Here is a 25,017-nt window from a genome sequence, read left to right as displayed (position 1 = left end):
CCCATTCTTTCTATATAAGAGTAAAGATATGTCAAAAGAATTTAGCCGCACGCAGCGCGTTGCACAGCAGCTGCAAAAAGAACTAGCGATGATCCTTCAACGTGAAGTTCGTGACTCTCGCCTTGGCATGGTGACGATCTCAGACGTAGAAGTCTCTCGTGACCTAGCTTACGCAAAAGTATTTGTGACCTTCCTGTGTGTGGGGGAGCAAACACCAGAATCATGTCTAGCAGCGCTACGTGAGCACGAAGTGCACATTCGTATGATGTTAGGTAAGCGTATTCGTCTACGTTTAACGCCAGAAATCCGCTTCCACTATGACAATACGCTGGTTGAAGGTATGCGTATGTCTAACCTAGTGTCTGAAGTCGTTAGTTCAGACAAACAAAAGCAAAAAGATTCTGGTCGTGAGGACGAAGAATAATGGCTCGTCGTCGTAAAGGTCGTCCAATTAATGGTGTTATACTGTTGGACAAACCAACAGGTATCTCTTCCAATGATGCACTGCAAAAAGTAAAGCGAATCTACTTTGCCGAGAAAGCAGGCCACACTGGAGCCTTGGACCCATTAGCGACAGGCATGCTGCCAATTTGCTTGGGTGAAGCGACAAAATTTTCTCAGTTTCTTCTTGATTCTGATAAACGCTACCGCGTGATCGCAAAGCTGGGTGAACGTACCAATACATCTGACTCGGATGGTGAAGTTGTAGAGACGCGTCCAGTCGATGTTACGTTAGACAAGCTAGAAGCGTGCATCGATCAGTTCCGTGGTGAATCTGATCAAGTGCCTTCCATGTTCTCTGCGTTGAAGTATCAAGGTAAACCCTTGTATGAATACGCTCGTAAAGGCATCGAAGTTCCGCGTGAATCTCGTAAGATCACGGTATATGAGATTGTTCTTCACCGTTTTGAAGGCGATGAAGTAGAGATGGAAGTGCACTGCTCTAAAGGTACCTATATTCGTACTATCGTTGATGATCTGGGCGAAATGTTAGGTTGTGGTGCGCACGTAACTATGCTTCGTCGTACTGGTGTTGCTAAATACCCTTACGAGAATATGGTAACACTTGAGCAACTAAATGAGTTGCTAGAGCAAGCTCACCGCGAGGAACGAGCGCCTCGAGAGCTACTGGACCCACTGCTTTTGCCAATGGATACAGCGGTAGAAGACTTACCAGAAGTCAACTTGGTGCCTGAACTGGCGAATATGGTCCAACATGGGCAGCCCGTTCAAGTATTTGGTGCTCCGACTGAGGGCTCACTTCGCCTTACTATGGGTGAAGAACGCTTGTTTATTGGCGTTGGCGAAATGAACGAAGATGGCAAAATCGCTCCTAAGCGATTGGTCGTGTTCCGAGATGACGTTGCATCCAAGTAAATGATTGAAAATACCGACCTGAGTGTCGGTATTTTTATATTGCACGAGATAGGAAATTTCCCTATAATCCGCGCTTCGCGTAGCGGCTGAATCAGAGATTGGCTGCTACAACTTTAAACCTACTCTTATTAGGAGAGAATTATGTCTCTGAATGCAGAAACTAAAGCAGCAATCGTTGCAGAATACGCACAAGGCGAAGGCGACACTGGTTCACCAGAAGTTCAAGTAGCTCTACTTACAGCTTCTATCAACCACCTACAAGGTCACTTCAAAGCGCACAAAGGCGATCACCACAGCCGTCGTGGTCTTCTACGCATGGTTTCTCGTCGTCGTAAGCTTCTAGATTACCTAAAAGGTAAAAACCTAGCTCGCTACCAAGACCTAATCAAACGTCTAGGCCTACGTCGCTAATCAGCGACTGCATAGCAGTTTGTCTAAAAAGGGGCTTTATGCCCCTTTTTTGTTGCCTAAATTTAGCCAAATTAGACTTATGCCGTTATAATACTGGCGGCTAAACCTTGTAAGAGGTTTTCTCAAAAGCTCATAGCATTACAGTCAACCACGTCGACCAAAAGGTCGCGACTATTCAAAAGGAATTTCCGAGTTTCTTTTTACTAGTCGCGATTCGTAATGCCTTGAGTGTCAATTAACACATCTAAGATTTCTTTAAGCACTAAAGGAAGATTAGAAACAAGGAATAACAATGTTCGAAAAACCAGTTGTTAAAACGTTCCAGTACGGTAACCACACAGTTACTTTAGAAACTGGCGTTATTGCACGTCAAGCTACAGCAGCAGTTATGGTCACAATGGATGATACGTCTGTATTCGTATCTGTTGTAGGTAAAAAAGAAGCCGTTGCAGGTCAAGACTTCTTCCCACTAACGGTTAACTACCAAGAGCGTACTTACGCTGCGGGTAAAATTCCAGGCGGCTTCTTCAAACGTGAAGGTCGTCCTTCTGAAGGCGAAACGCTAACAGCTCGTCTAATCGACCGTCCAATCCGTCCGCTATTCCCAGACGCGTTTAAAAACGAAGTTCAGGTTATCGCGACAGTAATGTCTGTAAACCCAGATGTTCAGCCAGATATCGTTACAATGATCGGTACTTCTGCTGCTCTTGCTATCTCTGGCATTCCATTCAACGGCCCTATCGGTGCGGCGCGTGTTGGTCATATCGATGGTCAGCTTGTACTTAACCCTAGCCAAACTGAACTAGAAACTTCTAAGCTTGACCTTGTTGTTGCAGGTACAGAGTCAGCAGTACTGATGGTTGAGTCAGAAGCGGACAACCTAACTGAAGAAGAAATGCTAGCGGCGGTTGTTTATGGTCATGACCAACAACAAGTTGCTATTCAAGCTATCAACGAATTCAAAGCAGAAGTTGCAACTCCTGCTTGGGATTGGGTTGCTCCTGAAGAGAACACAGCGCTTAAAAATAAGATTGCTGATCTAGCAGAAGCTAAACTTGTTGAAGCTTACCAAATTACTGAGAAAATGGCTCGTTACGACCGCATCCATGAGATCGCTGCGGAAGTAAATGAAGCTCTTCTTGCTGAAGATCCTGAAGCAGACACAAAAGAAATCCACACTATCTTCCATGATCTAGAGAAGACAGTAGTACGTAGCCGTATTATTGCAGGTAACCCTCGTATCGATGGCCGTGAAAAAGACATGGTTCGTGCACTAGATGTACGTACTGGTGTTCTTCCTCGTACTCACGGTAGCGCGCTATTTACTCGTGGTGAAACTCAGGCGATCGTTACGGCAACGCTAGGTACTCAGCGTGATGCTCAAATCATCGATGAGCTAACTGGTGAGCGTAAAGATCACTTCCTACTGCACTACAACTTCCCTCCATACTGTGTAGGTGAAACTGGTTTTGTAGGTTCTCCTAAGCGTCGTGAAATCGGCCACGGTAAACTGGCGAAGCGTGGTATTGCTGCAGTAATGCCTTCTGTTGATGAGTTCCCATACACAGTACGTGTTGTATCGGAAATCACTGAATCTAACGGTTCATCTTCAATGGCTTCAGTATGTGGTACTTCTCTTGCACTTATGGACGCAGGTGTACCAATCAAAGCATCTGTTGCTGGTATCGCAATGGGTCTTGTTAAAGAAGGTGACGATTTCGTTGTACTTTCTGACATCCTTGGCGATGAAGACCATCTAGGTGACATGGACTTTAAAGTAGCAGGTACTAACACTGGTATCACTGCACTTCAAATGGACATCAAGATCGAAGGCATCACTAAAGAAATCATGCAAATTGCGCTTAACCAAGCTCAAGGCGCACGTAAGCACATCCTATCTGTAATGGATGAAGCTATCTCTGGTGCTCGTGAAGACATCTCTGAATTTGCTCCGCGTATTCACACGATGAAGATCAGCGCTGAGAAGATCAAAGACGTTATCGGTAAAGGTGGTGCAGTTATCCGTGCTCTAACTGAAGAGACTGGTACAACTATCGAAATCGAAGACGACGGTACTATCAAGATTGCGGCAACTGAAGGCACTGCTGCGAAAGAAGCTATCCGCCGTATCGAAGAGATCACTGCTGAAGTTGAAGTGGGCCGTATCTACACAGGTAAAGTTGCACGTCTAGCGGACTTCGGTGCATTCGTAACGGTTCTTCCAGGCAAAGATGGTCTTGTACACATTTCTCAAATCGCAGAAAAACGCGTAGAGAAAGTGTCTGACTACCTAGCTGAAGGTCAAGAAGTTCAAGTTAAAGTTCTTGAAATCGACCGCCAAGGCCGTGTACGTCTAAGCATGAAAGAAGCGGTAGAAAAGCCAGCTGAAGAAGCTGCTGCTGAAGCACCGGCTGCTAAAGACGAGTAAGACAAAATGAGACTTTCAGCCTTTTATTAGATTAAGGGCCTGAAAGCATGTTATAAAAGGGGAGCATTTTCGCTCCCCTTTTTTGGTTTGTTTCGATGTATTAACCTCAAACGAGGTTATCGCCTATATTGCATTAAGAGAAACAAATCTTGAGCGGTCCAAACAGGAGTATCAATTAGTGAAATGGTTTCAAACCGCAATTTTATGTGTTGCTATCGCGCTGACCGGTTGTGCAAATACTTCTCAACAATCAGCACAAAAGTGGTTATATCCACCGATGGCGGTGCCACTTCAGCCTAGTGTTCAACAAGAAGTACAAATCGCGCGTCTCTCGCAGTTGCTACAACGTCCCGACCTTAGTGATGAAGTGCGCGCTAAAATGCATTATGAGCGCGGTAGCTACTACGACAGCGTTGGTTTGCGTGATCTTGCCCGTTTGGACTTTAACCAGTCTTTGCAGTTGAATCCTGCTCAGCCGGACATCTTCAATCTTTTGGGAGTATACTTTACCCAAGTAGGAGAGTTTGATGCGGCATATGAAGCGTTTGACTCGACCATAGAGTTGGCTCCTGATAATACCTATGCTGAGCGCAACCGTGCGATTGCACTGTATTATGGTGGCCGAATCGATCTCGCTTTAGAAGATATGACCAAGCATTATCAAGAAATGCCAACGGATCCTTTTCGTTCATTATGGCTGTACATCATCGAAGCTGAGCAAAATCCAGAGCAAGCAAAAGCCAATCTTCAACAGCGTTATTTACGAGATCGTAGTGAAGAGTGGGGATGGGTTCTTGTTGCCATCATGCTACGAGACGTCTCGGACGAAGACGCGCTTAAAGCAATTATGGATGGAACGAGAGAGAACTATCGCCTAGCTGAACGATTGACGGAAACGTATTTCTACCTTGGAAAGCGTAATCAGCTTGAAGGTGATATCGCAAGTGCCATCTCACTTTATAAGCTCGCGATTTCGTTCAACGTTTACGATTATGTTGAGCATCGCTATTCTTTCTTGGAGTTGGCGCAAATTTACGATCAATTACAGCAAGATAGATTGGCCAAGTTAAAGGCTGCCAAGAAGCTGGAAATTGAATGATTTAGAGCCGCTCGATGAGAGCGGCTTTTTTTATGATTGAACTTGATGAGTGACTCATTTAAAGTAGTTAGTCTTGCTAACTAAGTGGTGGTGGCTTTTATGGCATTAGAAGAAAGCTTGATTGATTTAGAGCGTTTTTGCGCCAAAGCTTGGCGTGTCTATGCCAAAGAAGATCCGTTATCACATCTAAGCTTTAATGAGTTCGATTATTTACGTGTGATTCAGGTTTACCCTGAGGGTGTGCGAATAACCGATCTTGCAGAAGAGCTGCAAGTGACTAAGCCTTCCGCATCGACAATGGTTGTGCGTTTGGAAAAAAAGGGTTTGGTGAAACGCATCGCATGTAATGAGGATGCTCGTGCTAAGCGTGTGTTGCTTACGGAAGAAGTCGCAGAAAAAATGTCTTTGGAGCAGGTAGTGTACAAAGATATCTCTGACCAAATGATGCAACAATTAAATCAGCAAGAAGCTGAACAGTTACAAGCTTTATTGAATAAAGCATTGAGTAATAAGTCATTTTAAACTAAAGCAAAGGCCTCAGCTGTATGGTTTAGTTTTTGTTGTTTCATCTTTCTTTTATTTAATTTAACCATTTAGTTAGTCTTGCTAATTAAATGGTTAGCTTTGCTAACTACTGGTGACAGTCATGCAAAACTCAATTTATAGACAGTTTTGGAAATATACGATTCCAACCGTCGCAGCAATGCTCGTAAACGGTTTGTATCAAATAGTTGATGGCATTTTTATTGGCCGTTATGTTGGCGCTGACGGATTAGCTGGGATCAATGTTGCGTGGCCTATTATCGGTTCGATCCTCGGTATAGGAATGATGATTGGGGTGGGGACTGGCGCGCTGACTTCGATCAAGCAAGGAGAGAACGATCATGAAGGCGCTAAGCGAATCCTAACGACCGGATTGACGTTGTTAGCGGCATTGATGCCGATCGTTGCTACAATATTGTTCTTGTTTTCGGATGAATTTATTCGCTGGCAAGGTGCGGAAGGGCGAGTGTTTGAACTTGCGCTGCAATATTTGCATATTCTGATTGTCGCGTGCGTATTCACGTTGGGTTCTATCGCAGTTCCGTTTTTATTACGCAATGACGACAGCCCGAACTTAGCAACGATTTTGATGGTCATCGGTGCCGTTATTAACATTGTATTAGACTACGTATTTATTGCTTGGTTGGAGTGGGAGTTAACCGGAGCCGCTATTGCCACTGCACTTGCACAATTAGTGGTCACTGTGCTCGGTATTGGTTACTTCTTTACTTCAAAAGCAACATTACGCCTTCGTATCCGCGACTTCAAAGTTCAGGTTGATGCTGTACCAAAGATTATCATGATAGGTACATCAAGTTTCTTTATGTACGCCTACGGCTCTGTGATGGTGGCACTGCACAACGCGTTATTTGCTCAATACGGAAGTGCAATGTTGATCGGAGCGTACGCCATTTTGGGGTACATCGTGACGGTTTACTATCTGATAGCCGAAGGAATTGCGAATGGTATGCAGCCTTTAGTGAGCTTCAACCACGGTGCACGTAATCAGGAGAACATCAGAAAGTTATTAAAGGTCGCGATGGGGACATCTGTGCTTGGTGGGGTGGCGTTCGTTGTTTTGATGAACCTTTTCCCGTACGAACTTGTTGCGGTGTTTAATAATGCTGACCAACAGTTGATTGATAGCACCGTGATCGGGATTCGTTTACACATGTTTGCGTTGTTCTTAGATGGTTTTTTAGTTGTGGCGGCCGCGTACTATCAATCAGTAAACAAAGGCAGCAAAGCTATGTTTGTAACACTAGGCAACATGCTGGTCCAGTTGCCATTCTTATTCATTATGCCGAAACTTTTCGGCGTGACAGGTATTTGGTTAGCTTTCCCATTGTCTAACATTGCATTGAGTTTGGTCGTGATCAGTATGTTGTGGCGAGATGTGAAAAAGCTGCTTAATGAGAGTTCTGTCGAACCAAGGGTGCAAGCCTGCTAACAAAAGCTAACAGATAAAAGCGAGGCTAGGCCTCGCTTTTATCTTTAAGGATTAAATGGTTTTTACTTCTAAGCCCGCTAGTTGATGCCAATAGCCATTGCATTGGCGGCTTTCGAGCTTTTCAGGATTATCGCCGTATTCGTTTGAGCGAAAATGCTCTAACTCAGAAAGTGTACTCACACCGAGAGGGCTTAATCGGACCACATCAACCAGGCCTTGCATACTTGGTAAGTCATTGATCAGGTTATAACAATACCCTGATTGTGTTTGAATGCCGTTAAGGTTAAAGACTTCTTGCCCTTCTTGGCTGCTGACCTGGATACCCGTAGGGTATTTGATACAGCAGGTTTCGCAATCGTCTTTCGCTCGGTTTTCAGCTCGGGCTGTGAAACAGCGAGCGGAATACGCTAAAGGTAAATAACCGTGGCTAAATACCTCAACTTCAAACTTGTTACGAATACCCAGCTCGTCACACTGAACTAAAGTATCGTTTAACCATTCGCGAGAGAGCTCGACAGGCATGCACCAACGCATCATACCTTGCTTCAAAAATAAGTTGAGCGTGTGTGCGTTATAAGTATTGATTGCAGGGCCAACGACGAAAGGCACTTTATGCTCTGATGCTAATTGAACAGCAGATACGTCATTTGCTTCAATCGCGAAGTCACCGTTGTCGATGTACTTCTTCATTATGTTTACTTCACTCGGAGCTTCTAGTAGTGCCATCGTTGATAGCACCACTTGCTTGCCAGATGCAGACAGCTCTTTTGCGATTTCAAGCCAATGCGAAGGCTTCATTTCTCGACGTTTTGAACATACGGTTTCCCCAAGATAGATGATGTCCGCGGAGCTTGATTTCGCTTGTTCATAAAACGCTTCGATGTCTTGTTTTGGCCAGAAGTACAACAGCGGGCCAAGCGCGTATTTCATTGAATTATCCATCTTAACCTCTACTGCCATTTGCGGTGATAAGCACCAAGTGTGGTCTGCGTACCTTCAGACACGTTTGCCAATGCGGCATCCCAAGCCGCTTCGACTTGGTAAGCTTCTGGGTTTGCTTGGTAACGGTCAATCGCGGCTCGCCATGTTCGAGTGACTTGTTCTACGTAAGCTGGGCTACGTTGGCGACCTTCAATTTTTACAGACGCCACATTTGCAGCAAATAGTTCTGGCAGCATAGAGAGGGTGTTCAAACTGGTTGGTTCTTCCAGTGCGTGGTAGCGTTTTTTCTCGCCTTCGATTTCTGCTTCGAAACGACCTTTACACAAGGTAGGGTAGCCCGCATTTTCACCGGCGCTGTAGCGATCGATCAAAATGTCGTTAAGGCGGGATTCCAGACCATTTTCTGTTTCTTGCCAGCGAACGTACTTAGCTGGAGAGCATGCTCCCACAGTGTTTGGAGACTCGCCTGTCATATATGACGATAGGTAGCAGCGACCTTCAGACATGATGCAAAGGCTACCAAAAGCAAAGACTTCTAACTCGACATCGCTAGTGATGTTGCGTGAAAGCTGTTTGACCTGATGAATCGATAAAACGCGAGGTAATACTACCCGTTTTACGTTGAAGTTTTGTTTGTAAAAATCAATGGCTGCGACGTTGGTCGCTGATGCTTGCACTGAAAGGTGTAGTTCCAGATCGGGATATTTGCGAGCCGCGTACTCCAGCACTGCAATGTCTGCAACAATCAGCGCGTCTACACCCAGTGCCGCTGCATTGTCTACTGCGTTCGTCCAGCGCTCGAAGCCATTGGGATGAGCGAAGGTATTCAACGCGACATGAATTTTTTTATTGCGGTCATGAACGTATTGCACCGCTTTTTCTAATTTCTTGCCGTTAAAGTTGAGGCCAGCAAAGTGACGGGCGTTGGTATCATCTTTGAAACCAATGTAGACGGCATCGGCACCGCAATCAATCGCAGTTTTTAACGCAGGCAGGTTACCCGCGGGACACAAGAGTTCCATATGCTCACAATCATTGAGAATAAAAAGGTGTCCGCATTTTATGAAGAATTATGAATAGCGAAATTGACCTAAGTTAGGTTTAGCTCAATAAAGTCGATATTTACCCCTTGCGAGTAAGGGTATCGGGTCGGGGTTAGTTCTTGTGACGACGATTCTGTACAAACAGCTCTTCAATTTCATGTTTTGGCTGCGGGCGATAAAAATGGAATCCTTGAATCGCATTACATTGAAGGTTAGAGAGCAGGGTCGCTTGCTGGTGGGTTTCCACCCCCTCGGCAACGACAGTTAAGTCGAGCGACTTACCCAGATTAATGATGTTTTCAATCACAGTGACTTGTTTCGGTAGTGTGTCGATATCATTAATAAAAGCGCGGTCGATTTTTAGCTCGTCAATAGGGAAACGCGCTAAGTAGGAAAGAGAAGAGTAGCCGGTACCAAAGTCATCGATAGAGAGAGCGAAGCCAAGCTTTTTAATCGCATTCAACATTTGCAGTGTATGTTCGCTATCACTCATCACGGCACTTTCGGTTAGCTCGAAGGTAATGCAGCTTGGATCAAGCTCGGTAGTGCGAAGCAGCTTTTCCATAAAGTCGATCAGCTGTGGGTTGCCAAATTGCTCGGGAGAGAGGTTGATGGCGACACGGCCTGGCAGTATGCCTTGTTGCTTCCAACGTTTTACCGTATTGAAAACATCACGCATCACGACACGTCCAAGGTGTTCGATTAACCCAGCACGCTCGGCGACAGGAATGAATGAGCCAGGACTAATGTACCCTTCGACTGGATGCTTCCAACGAACGAGCGCTTCTGCGCCGTTGATACTGAAGTCTCGCGCGTTAACCTTAGGTTGATACCACACTTCCAAACCGTTCTGCTGCAATGCTTTTTGCAGTTCGATTTCAAGCCACAAACGCATACGCGCTTCTTTGTTCATTTGATCGTTAAATTTGATCAGACGATTTCTACCACGATCTTTGGCTTCATACATCGCAGTATCGGCATTTTGTAGTAGGATTCGTGCATCTTGTCCGTCTTCAGGGTATCGAACGCTACCAATTGAACAGGCAAGGCGTTTGCTGAAGTGGTGTAAATCGAAAGGCTGGTTGATCAACGAGATAATGCGATCGGACAAAATTTCAGCCATGCGGGTATTTTCTGGCTCCGGTAGAATGACGCCAAACTCATCGCCACCCAAATGACCAATAATCGCTTGGTTTGGCAGTAACCGTTTAAGACGGGCCGATACCTCTTGAATCACTTTATCGCCAATATGGTGACCAAGTGAGTCATTAATGTTTTTGAAGTTATCGATATCCAAATAGAACACCAGAAGCGGTGTTTGCTTTTTGATCAGCTGTTCCAAACGTTTGGTGAAGCCAAAGCGGTTGTAGAGTTTGGTGAGCGAGTCAATGTGTATGTCTTCATTCGATGCAGAAGACAGGTTTTTGGGCGCATCATCAGCATCTTGGATTAGGATAATTTGAGATTCGCTACCTAATATCGCCGTGGAATCCGCGTGTAGCTGAACTTTCCGTTCAAAGCCGCATCTTGCGCTGGTTAAGCAGACAAAAGGTTTGTCAGAAATTAATGTACTCAATCGATGACTAAATACCTTTTTACTATTTTCATCGATGAATAAACGACTTAGCTCTTCGCCCAACAATTCATGAGGAGAGTTAAGTCCGAGAAGGCGCGCTGATGCGGGGTTCGCAGAGATGACAATATCATCTTCGATAAGCAGTAAGCCGTCTGGTAGCAGTTGTGTTAACTTCGCAAACTTACTTTCGGACTCTTCTAAGGAGCGAACGAGTATCTGCTTTTCTGAAGTATCGACAGCGTGAAAAACAACAAAGCGAATGTCGTTACCTTCAAAAACTGGCGAAAGACTAAAGTGAAGACTGGTTTCAAGGTCGGTTTCATCGAGCGTGATTTCGGCTTCGACATGTGCCCCTTTGAACGCGCGCTGATAGTATGGTGCAAGCTTCTTATAAAACTGTTCACCCAGCACTTGGCAATCGTTTAAGCCGACGATTTCCTCATGACTTAAACCTGCGATATCGCAGTAACGGTCACTTACCATTCGATAATTGTGTTTTTTATCAAGAATGGCAAAAAAGAAAGGGCTATTTGAGGTTAGCGTGGCAAACCAATGTTTTAATTGCTGGGAAGGCATTAGGGTATTACCGATCTCCAATGAGCCAGATTATTCGTCCGTGTATAAAAAGCGACACCCTGATAAGCCTGCGGCGGTCTACCACCAAGCCAAAGTGTTACCTGCCATTAAAGGGCTCGCGGTTTTAGCTGTGCAGTCGACAATCACATGGATACGCTCAGATAACTATAACTTTGAAAATACGGTTGTAAAAGTGTTTATCCACCTGTTCGCATCAATAATACACGTAAGTTCAAAAAAAGAAGCGTTAGTGAGCAATAAACCACCAATCTAAAATAAGCACTTTATTGATACATAACAGTAATCTCATCGCCACGATTGCTTAATATAAGCAACCTAATGACAAAGTAACGGATAATGAACGTGTTAAACAAGATTCGCAGTCAACTAGTAAAGAACGCAGCTAATATTTTGCGTTCTCCAGTCCAGTTATTACCACAGCCAATTCAGCAAAAAGCGTTGCTGGAAGGGCTAAAAATGGTGTTTAAAGAAGCCTTGGAAGATGGTGACTTTGAGTTCCTTGAAGACAAGTGGTTAAAAGTTGCGATTAAAGACTTGAACTTAGCATGGTACATCAGCTATCAAGACGAAAAATTGGTGGTAGCTGAAAAACCAGTTCAGGAAGATGTGAGTTTTAGTGGTAATCTAAACGACCTAGTACTGATTGCTGGTCGTAAAGAAGACCCTGACACACTGTTCTTCCAACGTCGCCTTTCAATTGAAGGTGATACTGAGCTTGGCTTAGAAGTGAAAAACTTAATGGACAGTGTCGACTTAGAGCAGTTACCGAAAGCAATGCAAGTCGCTTTGAATCAATTGGCTGATTTTGTTCAGAAAGGAGTTCAAGCGCCTGCACAACCAACCGGAGTAGCGAATGCTTATTCGAACTGAAGCCCCAGCGGACATTCTTACCATTGACCGCTTATTGAAACACGCCTTCCCGACGGAAGCTGAAGCTGAGCTTGTGATGCGTTTGCGCGAAAACAGCAAATTCACGCTTTCCTTAGTCGCGTGTACAGATGAGGGAGAGGTGATAGGCCATGCTTTATTTAGCCCTGTGACCTTAAATGGTGAAGATTTGTCATGGCAAGGGCTAGCGCCATTAGCTGTTCATGAAGATTACCGTCGCCAAGGCATCGCTGCAGAGTTGATCAAAGAAGGTTTTGATTCACTGCGTGATTTTGGCTACCCAGTGTGTGTGGTGTTGGGCGATCCTGATTATTACGCGCGCCAGGGTTTTCAATCATGCGACGAGATGGGCTTTGAATGTGCTTGGGATGTCCCTAAAGGTGCATTTCGAGTCGCAGAGTTGGTCGAAGGTCAATGTGCTGGACGCTCCGGACGCATAGACTATGCGCCAGAGTTCTCTGAACTGTAAATGAAAGAAGCCCACGACTAAGTGGGCTTCTTTCTTATTCACTGAAAACTGAGATAGGGAGGTTAGGATGACTGGTTACTTTTCTTTTTGCCCCAGACCTCTATTTTCGCTTTTTTACTTACCCCTAGCAGGCTGAGTTTTGTGCTTCCCCAGCTACTGTAAGTCATTTCAATCTGTTTTAGCTTGGCTTCTTTTGTACCTGGAAGGCTCCAGGCACGAGTCGACAATCCGCTTGTTAGTACGCCCATAGAGGAAAGCTTTTTCTCACTACCATCTGTCATGACGACTTTTAAACCATTAATGTCTACCGTTCCTTGCACACATTTTAGTTTTATTTTACTGAAGCTTCGGTTTCGGAATAGGCTATTTGGTGTCACGGTATCTGTTTCTGTATGAAAGTTAACGGTTTTCGTTGCAATCAGCTCCCACTCATCGCTGTTATTAGCAAAAACACTCATGCTGGTGGCGGCTACCAGTGTGCAAAGTAGTAGCGTATTTAAGAATTTCATAATGTACCTCATATGTCATACCCAATGTGTGGCCGTTGGCAAAACGCTATGTTCAGGAATATCCAAATCATCTCATTGTGTTCAGGTGTTCCTTGAAGTCCTTTAGGTATAATCGCGATAATTTGATAGGATTGCCCTCGTTCAAATAGGTGACGGAAAATGTCAATTAACGAGAAACAGTATTTACGTGAAATGGGGATCAGCACATGGGAGCTGGTACACCCTGAAAGACTGGAAGGCTATCAATCGCCATTATTGGATTTGCAAAGTTCATGTAAACTCCTATTGGTATCGCCAATATGTCCAGAAAACGAGACGGCATTGATGTTTGAGCGCGTATTAAAAAGCATTAAGCTCACGCTTGATGATGCGCTACACCTAGAGCCTGAGCGCTTATCCATGCTGGGTGAACATCAGCTAGAGTGGGTGTGGTTTGCAGGCTGTGAGGCTGATCAAAGCATCAAGGCAAAGCACCTGACCTCGCCACTATTACAAGATATTGATGGTAATAACGAACAGCGCCGCGCATTGTGGCAACAAATCTGTTCGTACTCTTAACGGAGCTAATGCGTGACAATTGAAATTACGCCGATGCGTGCAGAGCACCTCGACCAAGTTTGGCAAATCGAGCAGCAAGCACATTCTCACCCTTGGGCTGAATCTTTGGTTCGTGACTTATCCAGTCGCGGTGCTTGCCACCATGTGATGCTGGAAGGCTCTCAAGTGGTTGGTTACTTCTATGGACAGAATATTGTTGGAGAAGTGACACTATTAAATATTGCAGTAGCGCCTTCTCAACAGGGCAGAGGGCTAGGGCAAAAATTGCTGGACGCGTTTATTGAACACTGTGAACAAGCCAAAGCAGAGAGTGCTTGGTTAGAAGTGCGTGAAAGTAATCACCCAGCTATCCATATTTATGAGCAAGCAGGTTTTAATGAAGTGGACCGTCGTTACAACTATTACCCAGCTAAATCGGGAAATGGTAAGGAAGACGCCATTATCATGAGTTACTTATTTTTGAGTTAGTTTTAGGCCGTTACTAATTACCTCATCAACACTTATGCTTTAAATGCGTATCCGGATTCGAGGCTTTTGAATATGTAATAATAATTTTTTGAATTTTTACATCTCTTTGTGTGGAGCTGGCTTTCCCTTGTTAGTTGCAGGTAAAGGCTGGTGAGCCGAGTAAATTCAGTTCATGTCTTTCCAGTTTGCTAGCACAGCGATAATAAGCGAGAATACCGCACAATATCGAATAGTAGATATGCTTGCCTATTTTGTGAGCATGAAAGTAATTTAGAAGATTAACTAATGTCAAATCCCCTTTTTTTAGGCGAAGTGTCTAAGCGCAGAACGTTCGCTATTATTTCTCACCCTGATGCCGCCCAGCCTTTCAACGCTTAAAACCACCTTTCATTGCACACCACAATTACATCTCTACTTACTGAATTTAAAGGCTTTTTGTCTTTTTCTCGTTTCTTTGCTTTTCAATGATGTTCAAGCGTAACCTCGGAAAGTGTGTACAAACTTGAGTACAAATTCCGTTTTAGAGGCCTTTTGCGAAAATTCCATGACACAAACCTGGCTGTAGGCCTTGTGGTTACTGGGTTTGGCGTAAAAAGTACTACCGTTAAAAAGAGTCTCTTTTTTTGGTAAATGTTTTCTTCTGTACCAAATTACAAAATTTAATGAGGGAGTTTATTGTTGGCGTGATTTTCGCTTTAGTGTTCGTTTTTGAAGATGCTTGAAGCGAACCAATACGGTTATTTCTAATTGAGATATCAGACTTACCTTCAAATTTAGTTGCTGTTTACACCATCATTTTGCACTTGTTTTTCGACTTGTGTGTACAAAATTTCCTGTAACTGTGTACAAACTTCCTCTTTGTTGCACTTATCTTCTGGCGATTTGACGCGAGTTCTTCTGTAGCCCTTGCTGTATAAGGGCTGAGCTACAAAAGTACTTAGGGAGTTTGATGCGTCAGTTGGCGATTATCAGCGAGAGTATCGCTCTTTTGTCGATGACAAAAATCTCCTTCTACTTATATGTAATTATGTATCTGGTCATGGCTTTTGATATGTAATGGCTAATCAAATTTGTGTTATTTAAGGTACTGTGATATGTTTTTGTATATAATTATTCTTAATTGATGCATTAAGGCATATCGAAATGAGCTATGTAACAGAGCAGATACTAGAAAGTCTTCGAGAAGCTCGGGTACGAAAGGGGTTTAGCCAGAGAGAGTTAAGTGCTCGTTCGGGTGTGCCTCAAAGCCATATTTCGAAAATCGAGTCTGGCAGTGTTGATTTAAGAATATCCAGTTTGATTGCACTTGCCCGTGTACTAGACCTAGAGCTATTGGTTGCGCCTAAAAAGTCTGTACCTGCCATCAAGTCGATCATTCGAAGTGGCCAAGGTATTAACGGCATTAGCGATGAGGGTGAGTCAATGTCGCCCGCGTATCAGTTAGAGGAAGACGACGATGACTAACCATGTCTCTACGCTCAACGTGTTGCTGTACGGTGAACCCATTGCCACTATCACCAACGTGGGCAATGACAGAACGCTTTTTGCCTTTATGGATTCGTACATTCATGATGAATCGCGGCCCGTGTTAGGACTTAGCTTTAAAGATTCGCTAGGTGGCCTGCTGACTAGCTTCAAACCGACCCAAACTAAGTTAACCCCGCTTTTCTCTAACCTTTTGCCAGAAGAAACGATGAGAAATTACCTAGCAGAGCGTGCCGGAGTGAACCCCGCGAGAGAATTTTTTCTATTGTGGGCACTGGGACGGGATCTGGCTGGCGCGATCACGGTTGAGCCTGCGAATGGTGAATCCTTACCACCTAATGTGTATCAAGACATAGAAGATGAAAAGAAGACTGATGGGCCAATGCGTTTTTCATTGGCGGGAGTGCAATTGAAGTTTTCAGCGGTGCAGCAGGCAAATGGCGGTTTGACGATCCCAGCAACCGGTCAAGGTGGTTCTTGGATTGTAAAATTACCGTCGTCTCGATTTGAAGCTGTGCCAGAAAATGAATATTCAATGATGGAACTGGCTCGAATGTTGGGAATGAATGTGCCAGAAACGCAGTTACTCCCTATTAATCAGATTGCTAATATCCCAAATGGCATTGGCAAATTTGGTGACAGTGCGTTTGTGATCAAACGTTTTGACCGTGCAGATGGTCAAGCTGTGCACATTGAGGACTTTGCGCAAGTGTTTGGCGTTTATCCTCAAGATAAATACAAAAAAGCCAGTATGCGCAATATTGCTCAGGTTATCGGCATCGAAGGCCAAGACGATGATATCGCAGAATTTACTCGCCGATTGGTGTTCAATACGCTAATTGGAAATGCAGATATGCATTTGAAGAATTGGTCTGTGATCTATAAAGATAAGCGCACAGCATCAATAGCACCTGCTTATGACTTTGTCTCGACCATTCCTTATATCTCCGATGATAGTGCGTCGCTGAAGGTGAGCCGTAGCAAGAAATTCAGTGATTTCACGTTAGATGAGTTATCACACCTAGCAGCTAAAGCCATGCTGCCAGAAAAATTGGTGTTAGATACCGCCAAACAAACCGTAGCAGGCTTTCATGAGGTATGGGCGAAAGAAAAAGCGCATTTACCGCTTACCAAATCGATGATTGAAGCAATCGAAACACACTTACGAAGCATACCGCTACGCTGAATTTCTGGAAGCTAGAGTGTGAATATCGATGTTTGTCGTAATGATGGTTTAACTTCACGCTAATTTACGGCGCTTTGCGCCGAAAATTGGACGTTTGGTAAACTGAATAATGATACCAGTGTTTTTATACGGCTGATCTTCTGAACAAATCATGCATCTTTCTGACCATCAACAAGTGATGAATCAGGCGATGATAGCTTTACATTGATTTTCAGGAGAATGCAGATGACAGCAGTAGCGCACCAAGTAACCCCTTTTCTCACGTCTTACGAAGTGATGGCTCGTTACCACATTAGCTATACGACGCTCTGGCGAAGAATAAAAGATGGCAGCTTGCCGCAACCTCGTATCAACCGAAATACACGAAACAAGCTGTGGCACATTGAAGACTTGGAAGAGTATGAGAAGAAAGAGGACTGAGCCTCTTTCTTTTACTGTCCGAAACGCCAGTTGAATGGAAAGCCTGTCGGCTCGATGATGGTTTCTAGTTGTTGATACCAAACGTCGTAAGCATGACGCATTTCATCCAGGTACTGATATTGGTTGTAGATAGCATCCAACCCTTTTTTGCTGTGGCCAATCATCAACTCGGCAACTTCTTGCGTCGTGATGGCCGACATTCGTGTTCGCATCGTTCTGCGTAGATCATGCATAGACCAATGTTCCATCTCAATACCAAGCGACCTGCGAGCCCAGATTTTCACATTGTTAGGAATAGTGGTATCAAAGCCATTTGTGGCAAGTGCTTCTTGTCCGTTCGCGGGAAACAAGTAAGTTGATTTACTCATCTGCATCGCCAGTTCAATCAGCTCGATAGCTGGTTTGATTAATGGCCGCATGATCGGCGCTCCTATTTTCTCACCTTGTTTGCGGATCTCTATAGGCACTGTCCACATTGCAGATTGCAAATCAAAGTGATGCTTTTCAGCTTGAATGAGTTCGCCCTTGCGACCGCCCAATAGCAGAAGCAGCTTTATGTAGATGCGGTTCTTCTCAGTGATTTTTGACTCGTGCAAATAGCGCCAAAGTATCCTGATCTCGTTGTCATTTAGCACCCGAGTTCGTTTGCCTTTCTTACCGCCAACTTTTTTTGCTGTGATCCCAGCGGCAGCGTTAATTTCCAAAATTTGTTCATCAATCAGCCAGTCATAAAACTTGTGCAGCACAGACACCAGGCGTTCTGTGTTTGAAGGGGACGACTCCGAAACCTCACGAAGACAGTTTCGTAAGGATAATTCATTGATGTCAGTTAATGGGTACTTGCCAAGTCGAGGCAGCAAATATATTTCACTGCTGCGTTTTTGGTAGTGCCACGTTTTCTCCTTTAGCCTTTGCTTACCGGCAGAGTCTATCCAGTCTCGAAAAATCGATTCGAAGCTTTGGTTGGCAGAATACTTGGCCCGTTCCTGCTGTAGGTAGAGCTTGGGGTTTCTGCCCTGGTCGAGTACCGCCCTTAACCTATCCAGCTCATTCCTGGCTTCAGCAAGCTTCATAAGTGGGTAAGTACCTATGTCTACTCGCTGTTGCTTGCCATCGAAACGATAACGAAACTGAAAAACAATTTTGCCCTTGGGCGATACCCGAGCGCTTAGCCCGTCTCGGTCGGCTTTTACTACGGTTTCTTTTGCTTCTTTATTTAACCTGGCATCGAGCCAGCTAACTGATAACGCCATGTTATAAGCCCAGCCCTAGTTTTGATTTTAATGATTGCTTACGTGATTCTGCTTCGGGTTCTGGCGCTGTACTCATAAAAGTCACTTCACCATCTGGTGCATGGCCATCCACCGGTGCAGATGTCGTCGATAGATTGGTTTGGCTCATGTGAATTAGGCCAAAGGTGGCCAGCATCCGCAGACGCTCAGCGCGTTCCCGTGGCGGCGTCTTTTCTAATTCTTTGAGCAGTTCAGGGTGGCTCCCTGGGGGAATGTTGACGACGACTCTCATGATCAGGCCCCATAAAACCAGAAGCCTCGGACGTTCGCCAAAACAGACTGCTCCGGCACGATGATCTTGCTTCGTGAAAAAATCTCCTTGGCCGCTTCCTTATAAGTCAAGGCCCCACCTCCGGCGATCAATACCAAGTCCGCGTTAATGCTTTCGTCACGCATGGATTGGCGCATGGCTGTAAGAGCAACAGGCGCTACCTTTTTCATGGCAGTATTCAGACAAGGTGAAACATCGACTTTTTCTCCAAATAGCAGCACCTGCAAGTCGCCGGTTCTCATGGCTTTTTCAAGTCGATCCATACCCACTTTGGCACCGTGATCTTCCGAAATCAGCTTATCAATCGTTTCCAGTAGCACGGACATTGCCTGAAGACTGGTTCCTGATGAGCTGTAGCGAATTTCTCCGGCCTCAAGGGCAACCCAGTCAACAGAAAAGAAGCCTGGATCGATGACGACGACGCGACCTTCTTCAATCAAGCCCAAATCACCACCTGTTTGAACCAGATCCATATAGGCACCGGCAGGCTGCGGCAGCACTTTGACGTCATGAACAGTGATGCTGCGCTTAGGCGTCACTTGATGGACACCTTTTAAACGCTGCACAAGGTCTGACTTACGTTGTGGTTCATGAAACTGGGAAACCGGTAATCCAGTGACAACCAAATCGATGGAGTCAGTTTCAGCCATTAACAAGGCAGCATGAAAAAGCGCCTTATAGGTTTTTGTGGTGGGATATTCGGGGTTAAGCTCTCGTTCCCAGCCTTGAAGGCGTCCAGCTGGCACACCGGCGGCCCAACGCTCATTATCGACAGACACATACAAACAGGTTTCATCATCGCCTCCACTGATACGATCCGGCATACGATCCGCAGGACCGGCACCCGCAGGCAGAATAATGGTTTTCGGTTCACTGCCTGATTGGCCAATGGCCAGCTTCAGGTTTGAGTAACCGATATCTACGCCTAGTACAAACATACTTATCTCCTGTGCACTCAAAGTGCTCTAACGGTTTTCAATCAACCGCACTGACCACGCTTGGGCATTTCCAAGTACTCTGGCGGTTCACTCAAATGTCATTATCAGGATTCGGTGCACTGGCGGTGGGCAGAAAGGTGACAAATCCTTTCATCTATCTGCCTATTGCATTTTCGCAAAAGTATGAGAATAGGCTCTGTTTGGCGGCGAATGACTGAGTCAAAAAAATCGAGACGCCAAACGTCGTTTGCATTCTGGCCTGAACTCGCCAAACGGTTTGTATCTTCATGGCGATACGTCTTTTTAGGCGCTTTTAAGTGAAATCGGCCTGTATCCCTTGTCATGTATGGGATTGCGCGAGTTGATTTATATCGAGACGCCAAACAGTGATTGTTACGGCAGTTTTACGTTTGGCGTTTCGATCCAAAAGCCAAACGGATAGTGGTTTTGGCTTTTGGGGTTAATTGGATGGGGAAATTGGTTTGGTAGAAATCGTCAATGAACAATGGAAAGCAGAGGTATCAGATTTACTTCAGCAAGAAACGGACAGGCTAAAAGCGCTGGCACGAGCTGAAGTTGATGACTTTTGGGTTACCCATTACAAGGTTCGTGAGAATGAGCCCTTTAAAGATTGGGGGCTGCTTGGTGTCCGTATCAGAGACTTTAAGTATGGCTTTGGCATTGAGTGGTACATCAACAGTTTTCACGGTCAACGAGGCAAACGCGTGGTCTTTAGCAAGGGGCTGCGTATTTCCAAGACGAAGCTCAGATACTCATTTTTGGACTGCCAAGGTTTGGCCAAAGAGTGGGAGCTAGCGCTGGCCATGGAGAAAGAGGAATTTTTCAGTGATATTCGACGCCAGGTTGATAAGCTCAACATGCTGCGTCGCAGAGTGAATGCCTATTGAATCGCAGGGTCTACTTCACTCGTGGTAACTGGTCCCAGCGTGTTGTATAGGCGGGAGATAAATGCTCTCGCTTCATTGACCAATCTTTCTTCGTACCTTGTCCAGCAAAGAAAACCTTTCCGGCACCGCTTTGGTTAATGGTGTCCAATACAGACATTAACTGTTGGCTATTTGAGCGGGTCGATACGTCATCGAATAGTCCTGACTGAAACATGCCAAGATCGTAAAAGTCAGATAGCATGACGCCCGCTTTGGCATAACGAAAACCATCCTTCCAAATCCGCTTGAGTAAGTGATTGGCCAGCTCGATAAAATCCCGCGTGTCGCAACTGGGGATTAGCAATTCACCCGATGCAGAGTTGCTGTACTGCGGCTCGTTGTCCTTAAAGGGGCTGGTACGTATGAACACGGTCAGCACTTTGGCTTGCTGCTGTTCTTTGCGTAGCTTCTCAGTGGCGCGGGTTGCGTATTCGCAGACGGCCTCACGTAACAATTCAAAGTGCGTTACTTTTACGCCAAATGAACGGCTACAGACAATTTGTTTCTTAGCTGGCGGGATCTCTTCAAGTTCAATGCACGAGTCACCATTGAGCTCTCGGACGGTTCTCTCTAAAACCACTGAAAACTGGTCTCTGATGGCTCTAGGAGAGGCATTGGCTAGGTCTAGGGCTGTGGTGATACCCAAAGCATTTAAACGCTTAGAAAGCCGTCTACCAACGCCCCAAACATCATCAACTGGGACTAATGCGAGTAATCGACGTTGCCGATCTGGATTGGTCAGGTCTACAACGCCCTGAGTGGCGGGATACTTTTTGGCGGCATGGTTTGCCAGTTTGGCGAGTGTTTTAGTCGGTGCAATGCCGACACAGACGGTGATCCCAATCCAGTGGCCTATGCGCTCCCGCACTTGTTGTCCGAACTCGACAAGGGATAGGGCAGACTCAATACCGGTTAAATCCAAAAACGCTTCGTCAATGGAGTAAACCTCTACTCGTGGTGCCATCTCTTCCAAAGTGCGCATCACTCGACTGCTTAAATCTGCATACAGCGCATAGTTGGATGAAAAAGCCAAAATGCCATGGCGCTGCATTTCAGCTTTGATCTGAAAGACGGGTACGCCCATTTTAATACCGAGTAACTTGGCTTCACGCGACCGTGCAACCACGCAGCCGTCATTGTTGGACAGCACCACAACCGGCGTATCTTTTAAATCAGGACGAAACAGCTTCTCACAACTGGCGTAAAAATTGTTGCAGTCCACCAAGGCAAATACAGGCATGGGATAGTCACGACTTACGGCGCATGTTTCGCACCACATTGGTGACCACACCAAATATCTCTAACTCTGTCCCTTCGGGAATATGGATAGGTTCATACGCCCGGCTTCTTGGGATCAGCTTGACGCACGGCCTTAGTTGAAGCTCCTTTACCGTGAGTTCACCATGGATGCCAGCGATGACAATGTCACCGTGTTCTGCTTGGACAGAGCGATCAACCGCCAGAATATCATCTGGGTGAATCCCGGCATCAATCATAGAATCACCTTCAACACGCACAAAGAAGGTTGCAGCCGGTCGTTTGATGCACAGCTCGTTAAGGTCGAGCGTTTGCTCAACATAATCCTGCGCTGGTGAGGGAAAACCAGCAGAAACACGTTCCATGAACAATGGAATACGAAGGCGCTTGGCTTTGATGAAGGCAAGTGCGCCGCTACGGCCTATCAGCGAGACACTCATGACGAACCTCGAAAAAAATAGAATTGATACTGTTTGTTCATACAGTATCTAATACTATGCTGATTTCTACAAGTAAAATTGTAGGTAAAACTGTAGTTGTTCGAGTAAGACGTTGTTTCGTGGGTGATTTCTTTTTTGTGTTGAAAAGCTTGATGTGGGGGATCGCTCGCCCTCGTCAAAGCCGCAAGGCTTGGACAATACTGCTTCTGCCTACTGTTCTTGTTTCTGTTAATGATCCTGTTACTGCTACTGGTTAACGCATGGGTTAGGTAACCGTCAAACAAGGCTTGTTGAACCCTTCGCAAAGGGTTTCAAAACAGTTAGTAAAATTCTGCTTCGTATTGAATTTACTGGCTTAAAGCGAAGTCAGGAGAATCATTAAAATGCTCAGTCGAACTCGGTTCAAGCCTTTTGCAACCGTTTGAAAAGGGGTTGGCTAAGCCATACGTAAAGGGTATCGGTAAGGGTTGCCTAAACGGTTTAGCTAAGACTTTCTGAAAGGCTTAGCCAAAGCCTTCATACATGGGTTCACCCAGTAGAAAGATTAAAAAAACGCTGAGGTATCCAAGGTGCATTTTGTACAAACGCGTTTATAAACGAACAGGGCACAGTGAAATAACCCAAAGCGAACAACAGAATTGAAGAGGAACCATCAATGACAAGAGCCCCTGCACCATTTCCGCTAGAGCGCCTCGCGGATATCCCAGAAAGACCAGAAGATTTTAGATTGCTGGAGCGCATTCCATTAACGCGTAAACCGCAGTCCTGGCCACTTGAACTTTCTGCTGTGGTCGGTGATGAACAGCCAATGGTGGTTCTCTACTATTTGGTTAAGGTGCTTTACAGCCCCTCTGCTCAGCGGATTGTGTCGATTGTTGATGTGATCAGTTTGTATGAAGATCCCGGCAAGCCAATCCCTGAGCTGATTACCGAGTTAACCGGTATCACCGATGACATGGTGCAACGCCAGCGCATTGATGATGCACTGGTTGCGAGTTGGTTATCCGATGATCCGCTGGTGGTCGCGCACAATGCACAGTTTGATCGTCCTTTCTTTGAAAAGCGGTTTGTCACATTAGGCCATCTATCTTGGGCCTGTTCAGCCAGTGGCATAGATTGGAAAGCATTGGGTTTTGAAAGTCGAAAGCTTGAGTACCTGCTGCTTCGCTTAGGTTGGTTTTATGAAGGACACCGAGCTGCAACCGATTGTTTGGCGATGGCTTGGTTGTTCCATTTGTTGCCCGAGTCCGTTGCAAACTTGTTGTCTGAAGCAGACAGGCGAACTGTGTTAGGGAAGGTGCGAATAAGTCCCTAATGTGAGATCATAGTGGTACAGTCCATCACAACGACCAACACCCATGAGCCAACAATTCACCTTTGCCGATAGTGAGTTTTCCAGCAAGCGCCGCCAAACACGTAAAGAGATTTTTTTATCCCGGATGGACAACCTGTTGCCGTGGTCTCAACTGCTCGAAGTGATTGAACCCTTTTACCCAAAAGCCGGCAACGGCCGCCGCCCGTATCCACTTGAGACAATGTTCCGCATTCATTGTATGCAGCAATGGTACAGTCTTGGTGACGAAGCGACCGAAGATGCGTTATACGAAATTGCTTCAATGCGTCAGTTTGCACGATTATCACTGGATAAAGCGCTCCCAGACTGCACCATCATCATGAACTTCCGGCATTTACTCGAAAAACACCAACTGGCACGCAAGCTGTTCAAAACAGTCAATCAATGGCTGTCTGACTGCAGCGTGATGATGACACAGGGCACCTTGGTGGATGCCACGATTATCGAAGCCCCAAGTTCCACCAAGAACAAAGACAAACAACGTGACCCAGATATGCATCAGACCAAGAAAGGCAATGAATGGCACTTCGGCATGAAAGCCCATATTGGCGTTGATGCCAACAGCGGTCTCACCCATACGCTAGTCACTACTGCCGCCAACGAACATGGCCTAAACCCATTGAATAAGTTGCTGCACGGTGAAGAGGAATTCGTTTCCGGCGATGCCGGTTATCAGGGCGCACAGAAACGGGAAGAGCTGGAAGACGCTGATGTGGAATGGTTAATCGCCGAGCGCCCCAGCAAAATTCGCGCATTGAAAAAGCATCCCCGTAAGAACAAAACTGTCATCAGGATTGAATACCTGAAAGCCAGTATCCGTGCAAAAGTGGAACACCCATTTCGCATCATCAAGTGCCAGTTCGGGTTCATCAAAACGCGTTATAAGGGACTGATGAAAAATGACTCACAGTTATACCCGTGATCATTGAAGGTGCTTGATTTTTCCTTAAAGCAGGATCATGCTACGAACCATGAAAATTACACTGACTCCACAACAGAAACAACAGCTCGAAGAGATGCACGATTCAACTCGTGATGGTCGAGTGCGTGACCGCATCAAAGCAGTTTT

The 25,017-nt window shown here is 45.4% G+C and carries 24 protein-coding genes and 3 pseudogenes; 18 read left to right on the top strand and 9 right to left on the bottom strand.

What is annotated here, in order from left to right; all coding sequences use genetic code 11:
• Positions 1-28: 28 nt before the first annotated feature.
• The 7 genes from rbfA to R7070_RS16740 all read left to right on the top strand — a co-directional run bounded on the left by rbfA (position 29) and on the right by R7070_RS16740 (position 7,308).
• Positions 29-424 carry a 30S ribosome-binding factor RbfA gene (gene rbfA / locus R7070_RS16770; RefSeq protein WP_005380087.1) on the top strand — a complete coding sequence of 132 codons (396 nt, stop codon included), beginning with the start codon at positions 29-31 and terminating at the stop codon, positions 422-424.
• A complete protein-coding gene (gene truB / locus R7070_RS16765) occupies positions 424-1,377 on the top strand; it encodes a tRNA pseudouridine(55) synthase TruB (RefSeq protein WP_005380088.1) in 954 nt (317 codons plus the stop codon). Before rbfA ends, truB begins: the two co-directional genes overlap by 1 nt.
• A 141-nt stretch (positions 1,378-1,518) precedes the next feature.
• Positions 1,519-1,788: a 30S ribosomal protein S15 gene (gene rpsO, locus R7070_RS16760; protein WP_005380094.1), complete on the top strand. Its 270-nt coding sequence runs from the start codon at positions 1,519-1,521 to the stop codon at positions 1,786-1,788.
• A gap of 292 nt (positions 1,789-2,080) precedes the next feature.
• Positions 2,081-4,216, top strand: coding sequence for a polyribonucleotide nucleotidyltransferase (pnp, locus tag R7070_RS16755; protein WP_256900261.1), 2,136 nt, complete (start codon positions 2,081-2,083; stop codon positions 4,214-4,216).
• 178 nt (positions 4,217-4,394) lie between these two features.
• Positions 4,395-5,315, top strand: a complete 921-nt coding sequence (gene nlpI, locus R7070_RS16750; protein ID WP_005380101.1) for a lipoprotein NlpI — start codon at positions 4,395-4,397, stop codon at positions 5,313-5,315.
• 99 nt (positions 5,316-5,414) lie between these two features.
• Positions 5,415-5,837: a MarR family winged helix-turn-helix transcriptional regulator gene (locus R7070_RS16745; RefSeq protein ID WP_005380103.1), complete on the top strand. Its 423-nt coding sequence runs from the start codon at positions 5,415-5,417 to the stop codon at positions 5,835-5,837.
• Positions 5,838-5,961: 124 nt separating this feature from the next.
• Entirely contained in the window at positions 5,962-7,308 is a 1,347-nt protein-coding gene (locus tag R7070_RS16740) for an MATE family efflux transporter (RefSeq protein ID WP_256900260.1), read from the top strand.
• A gap of 51 nt (positions 7,309-7,359) precedes the next feature.
• Here R7070_RS16740 and R7070_RS16735 read toward each other — a convergent pair whose 3' ends face one another.
• The 3 genes from R7070_RS16735 to R7070_RS16725 all read right to left on the bottom strand — a co-directional run bounded on the left by R7070_RS16735 (position 7,360) and on the right by R7070_RS16725 (position 11,445).
• Complete coding sequence (locus tag R7070_RS16735; protein WP_256900274.1) at positions 7,360-8,238, bottom strand: U32 family peptidase; 879 nt, start codon at positions 8,236-8,238, stop codon at positions 7,360-7,362.
• Between the two features lie 20 nt (positions 8,239-8,258).
• Entirely contained in the window at positions 8,259-9,272 is a 1,014-nt protein-coding gene (locus tag R7070_RS16730; protein WP_005386427.1) for a peptidase U32 family protein, read from the bottom strand.
• A 133-nt stretch (positions 9,273-9,405) separates the two neighbouring features.
• Positions 9,406-11,445: a bifunctional diguanylate cyclase/phosphodiesterase gene (locus tag R7070_RS16725; protein WP_005380112.1), complete on the bottom strand. Its 2,040-nt coding sequence runs from the start codon at positions 11,443-11,445 to the stop codon at positions 9,406-9,408.
• A 363-nt stretch (positions 11,446-11,808) separates the two neighbouring features.
• On the opposite strand from R7070_RS16725, the gene R7070_RS16720 reads away from it, so the two are divergent.
• Together R7070_RS16720 and R7070_RS16715 are read left to right on the top strand one after the other, a co-directional pair.
• A complete protein-coding gene (locus tag R7070_RS16720; RefSeq protein WP_005394645.1) occupies positions 11,809-12,336 on the top strand; it encodes an SCP2 domain-containing protein in 528 nt (175 codons plus the stop codon).
• Complete coding sequence (locus R7070_RS16715) at positions 12,320-12,823, top strand: GNAT family N-acetyltransferase (protein ID WP_005380119.1); 504 nt, start codon at positions 12,320-12,322, stop codon at positions 12,821-12,823. Before R7070_RS16720 ends, R7070_RS16715 begins: the two co-directional genes overlap by 17 nt.
• Before the next feature lie 62 nt (positions 12,824-12,885).
• Here the strand turns inward: R7070_RS16715 and R7070_RS16710 are convergent, their stop codons facing one another.
• On the bottom strand, positions 12,886-13,332 hold the full coding sequence (locus tag R7070_RS16710; RefSeq protein WP_031781040.1) for a hypothetical protein: 447 nt from the start codon (positions 13,330-13,332) through the stop codon (positions 12,886-12,888).
• 159 nt (positions 13,333-13,491) lie between these two features.
• Between R7070_RS16710 and R7070_RS16705 the strand changes: the two genes are divergently transcribed.
• From R7070_RS16705 to R7070_RS16685, 6 genes and pseudogenes are all read left to right on the top strand, one after another.
• Positions 13,492-13,890 (top strand): DNA polymerase III subunit psi, encoded by a 399-nt coding sequence (locus R7070_RS16705; RefSeq protein ID WP_005386429.1) that lies wholly within the window; start codon positions 13,492-13,494, stop codon positions 13,888-13,890.
• A gap of 12 nt (positions 13,891-13,902) precedes the next feature.
• Positions 13,903-14,358, top strand: a complete 456-nt coding sequence (rimI, locus tag R7070_RS16700; RefSeq protein WP_005386430.1) for a ribosomal protein S18-alanine N-acetyltransferase — start codon at positions 13,903-13,905, stop codon at positions 14,356-14,358.
• A 285-nt stretch (positions 14,359-14,643) separates the two neighbouring features.
• A pseudogene (locus tag R7070_RS26820) lies at positions 14,644-14,721 on the top strand (peptide chain release factor 3); the annotation flags it as partial.
• Between the two features lie 780 nt (positions 14,722-15,501).
• Positions 15,502-15,822 (top strand): helix-turn-helix domain-containing protein, encoded by a 321-nt coding sequence (locus tag R7070_RS16695; protein WP_022609784.1) that lies wholly within the window; start codon positions 15,502-15,504, stop codon positions 15,820-15,822.
• On the top strand, positions 15,815-17,029 hold the full coding sequence (locus R7070_RS16690) for a type II toxin-antitoxin system HipA family toxin (RefSeq protein ID WP_213870451.1): 1,215 nt from the start codon (positions 15,815-15,817) through the stop codon (positions 17,027-17,029). The genes R7070_RS16695 and R7070_RS16690 overlap by 8 nt, the downstream gene beginning before the upstream one ends.
• 225 nt (positions 17,030-17,254) lie before the next feature.
• On the top strand, positions 17,255-17,449 hold the full coding sequence (locus tag R7070_RS16685; RefSeq protein ID WP_000127614.1) for a helix-turn-helix transcriptional regulator: 195 nt from the start codon (positions 17,255-17,257) through the stop codon (positions 17,447-17,449).
• An 11-nt stretch (positions 17,450-17,460) separates the two neighbouring features.
• On the opposite strand, the gene R7070_RS16680 is transcribed toward R7070_RS16685, so the two are convergent.
• The 3 genes from R7070_RS16680 to R7070_RS16670 are packed head-to-tail and all read right to left on the bottom strand — an operon-like array spanning position 17,461 to position 19,950.
• Positions 17,461-18,702: a tyrosine-type recombinase/integrase gene (locus tag R7070_RS16680; RefSeq protein WP_064376542.1), complete on the bottom strand. Its 1,242-nt coding sequence runs from the start codon at positions 18,700-18,702 to the stop codon at positions 17,461-17,463.
• Between the two features lies 1 nt (position 18,703).
• Positions 18,704-18,973, bottom strand: coding sequence for a hypothetical protein (locus R7070_RS16675; protein WP_064376543.1), 270 nt, complete (start codon positions 18,971-18,973; stop codon positions 18,704-18,706).
• A gap of 2 nt (positions 18,974-18,975) precedes the next feature.
• Positions 18,976-19,950 (bottom strand): ParM/StbA family protein, encoded by a 975-nt coding sequence (locus tag R7070_RS16670; RefSeq protein ID WP_064376544.1) that lies wholly within the window; start codon positions 19,948-19,950, stop codon positions 18,976-18,978.
• Between the two features lie 464 nt (positions 19,951-20,414).
• Here R7070_RS16670 and mobI point away from each other — a divergent pair, with 464 nt between their 5' ends.
• On the top strand, positions 20,415-20,858 hold the full coding sequence (gene mobI, locus R7070_RS16665; protein WP_025574216.1) for a conjugative transfer protein MobI(A/C): 444 nt from the start codon (positions 20,415-20,417) through the stop codon (positions 20,856-20,858).
• Positions 20,859-20,868: 10 nt separating this feature from the next.
• On the opposite strand, the gene umuC is transcribed toward mobI, so the two are convergent.
• Both umuC and umuD read right to left on the bottom strand, forming a co-directional pair.
• Complete coding sequence (gene umuC, locus R7070_RS16660; RefSeq protein ID WP_262640643.1) at positions 20,869-22,137, bottom strand: translesion error-prone DNA polymerase V subunit UmuC; 1,269 nt, start codon at positions 22,135-22,137, stop codon at positions 20,869-20,871.
• A 7-nt stretch (positions 22,138-22,144) separates the two neighbouring features.
• The gene (gene umuD / locus R7070_RS16655; RefSeq protein ID WP_169628521.1) at positions 22,145-22,594 is read right to left on the bottom strand and encodes a translesion error-prone DNA polymerase V autoproteolytic subunit; all 450 of its coding nucleotides are present in this window, start codon (positions 22,592-22,594) and stop codon (positions 22,145-22,147) included.
• A 655-nt stretch (positions 22,595-23,249) separates the two neighbouring features.
• On the opposite strand from umuD, the pseudogene R7070_RS16650 reads away from it, so the two are divergent.
• Positions 23,250-23,885 (top strand): annotated as a pseudogene (locus R7070_RS16650) (exonuclease domain-containing protein); the annotation flags it as partial.
• A gap of 67 nt (positions 23,886-23,952) precedes the next feature.
• Positions 23,953-24,861: pseudogene (locus R7070_RS16645) on the top strand (IS5 family transposase); the annotation flags it as partial.
• Positions 24,862-25,017: the final 156 nt, after the last annotated feature.

The organism is Vibrio sp. 1557 (genome assembly GCF_033340175.1).
In the GTDB taxonomy this organism is placed as follows: Bacteria; Pseudomonadota; Gammaproteobacteria; order Enterobacterales; family Vibrionaceae; genus Vibrio; species Vibrio alginolyticus.
Note: the sequence above shows the minus strand (reverse complement) of the source record. Positions and strands in the feature narration are given on the sequence as shown.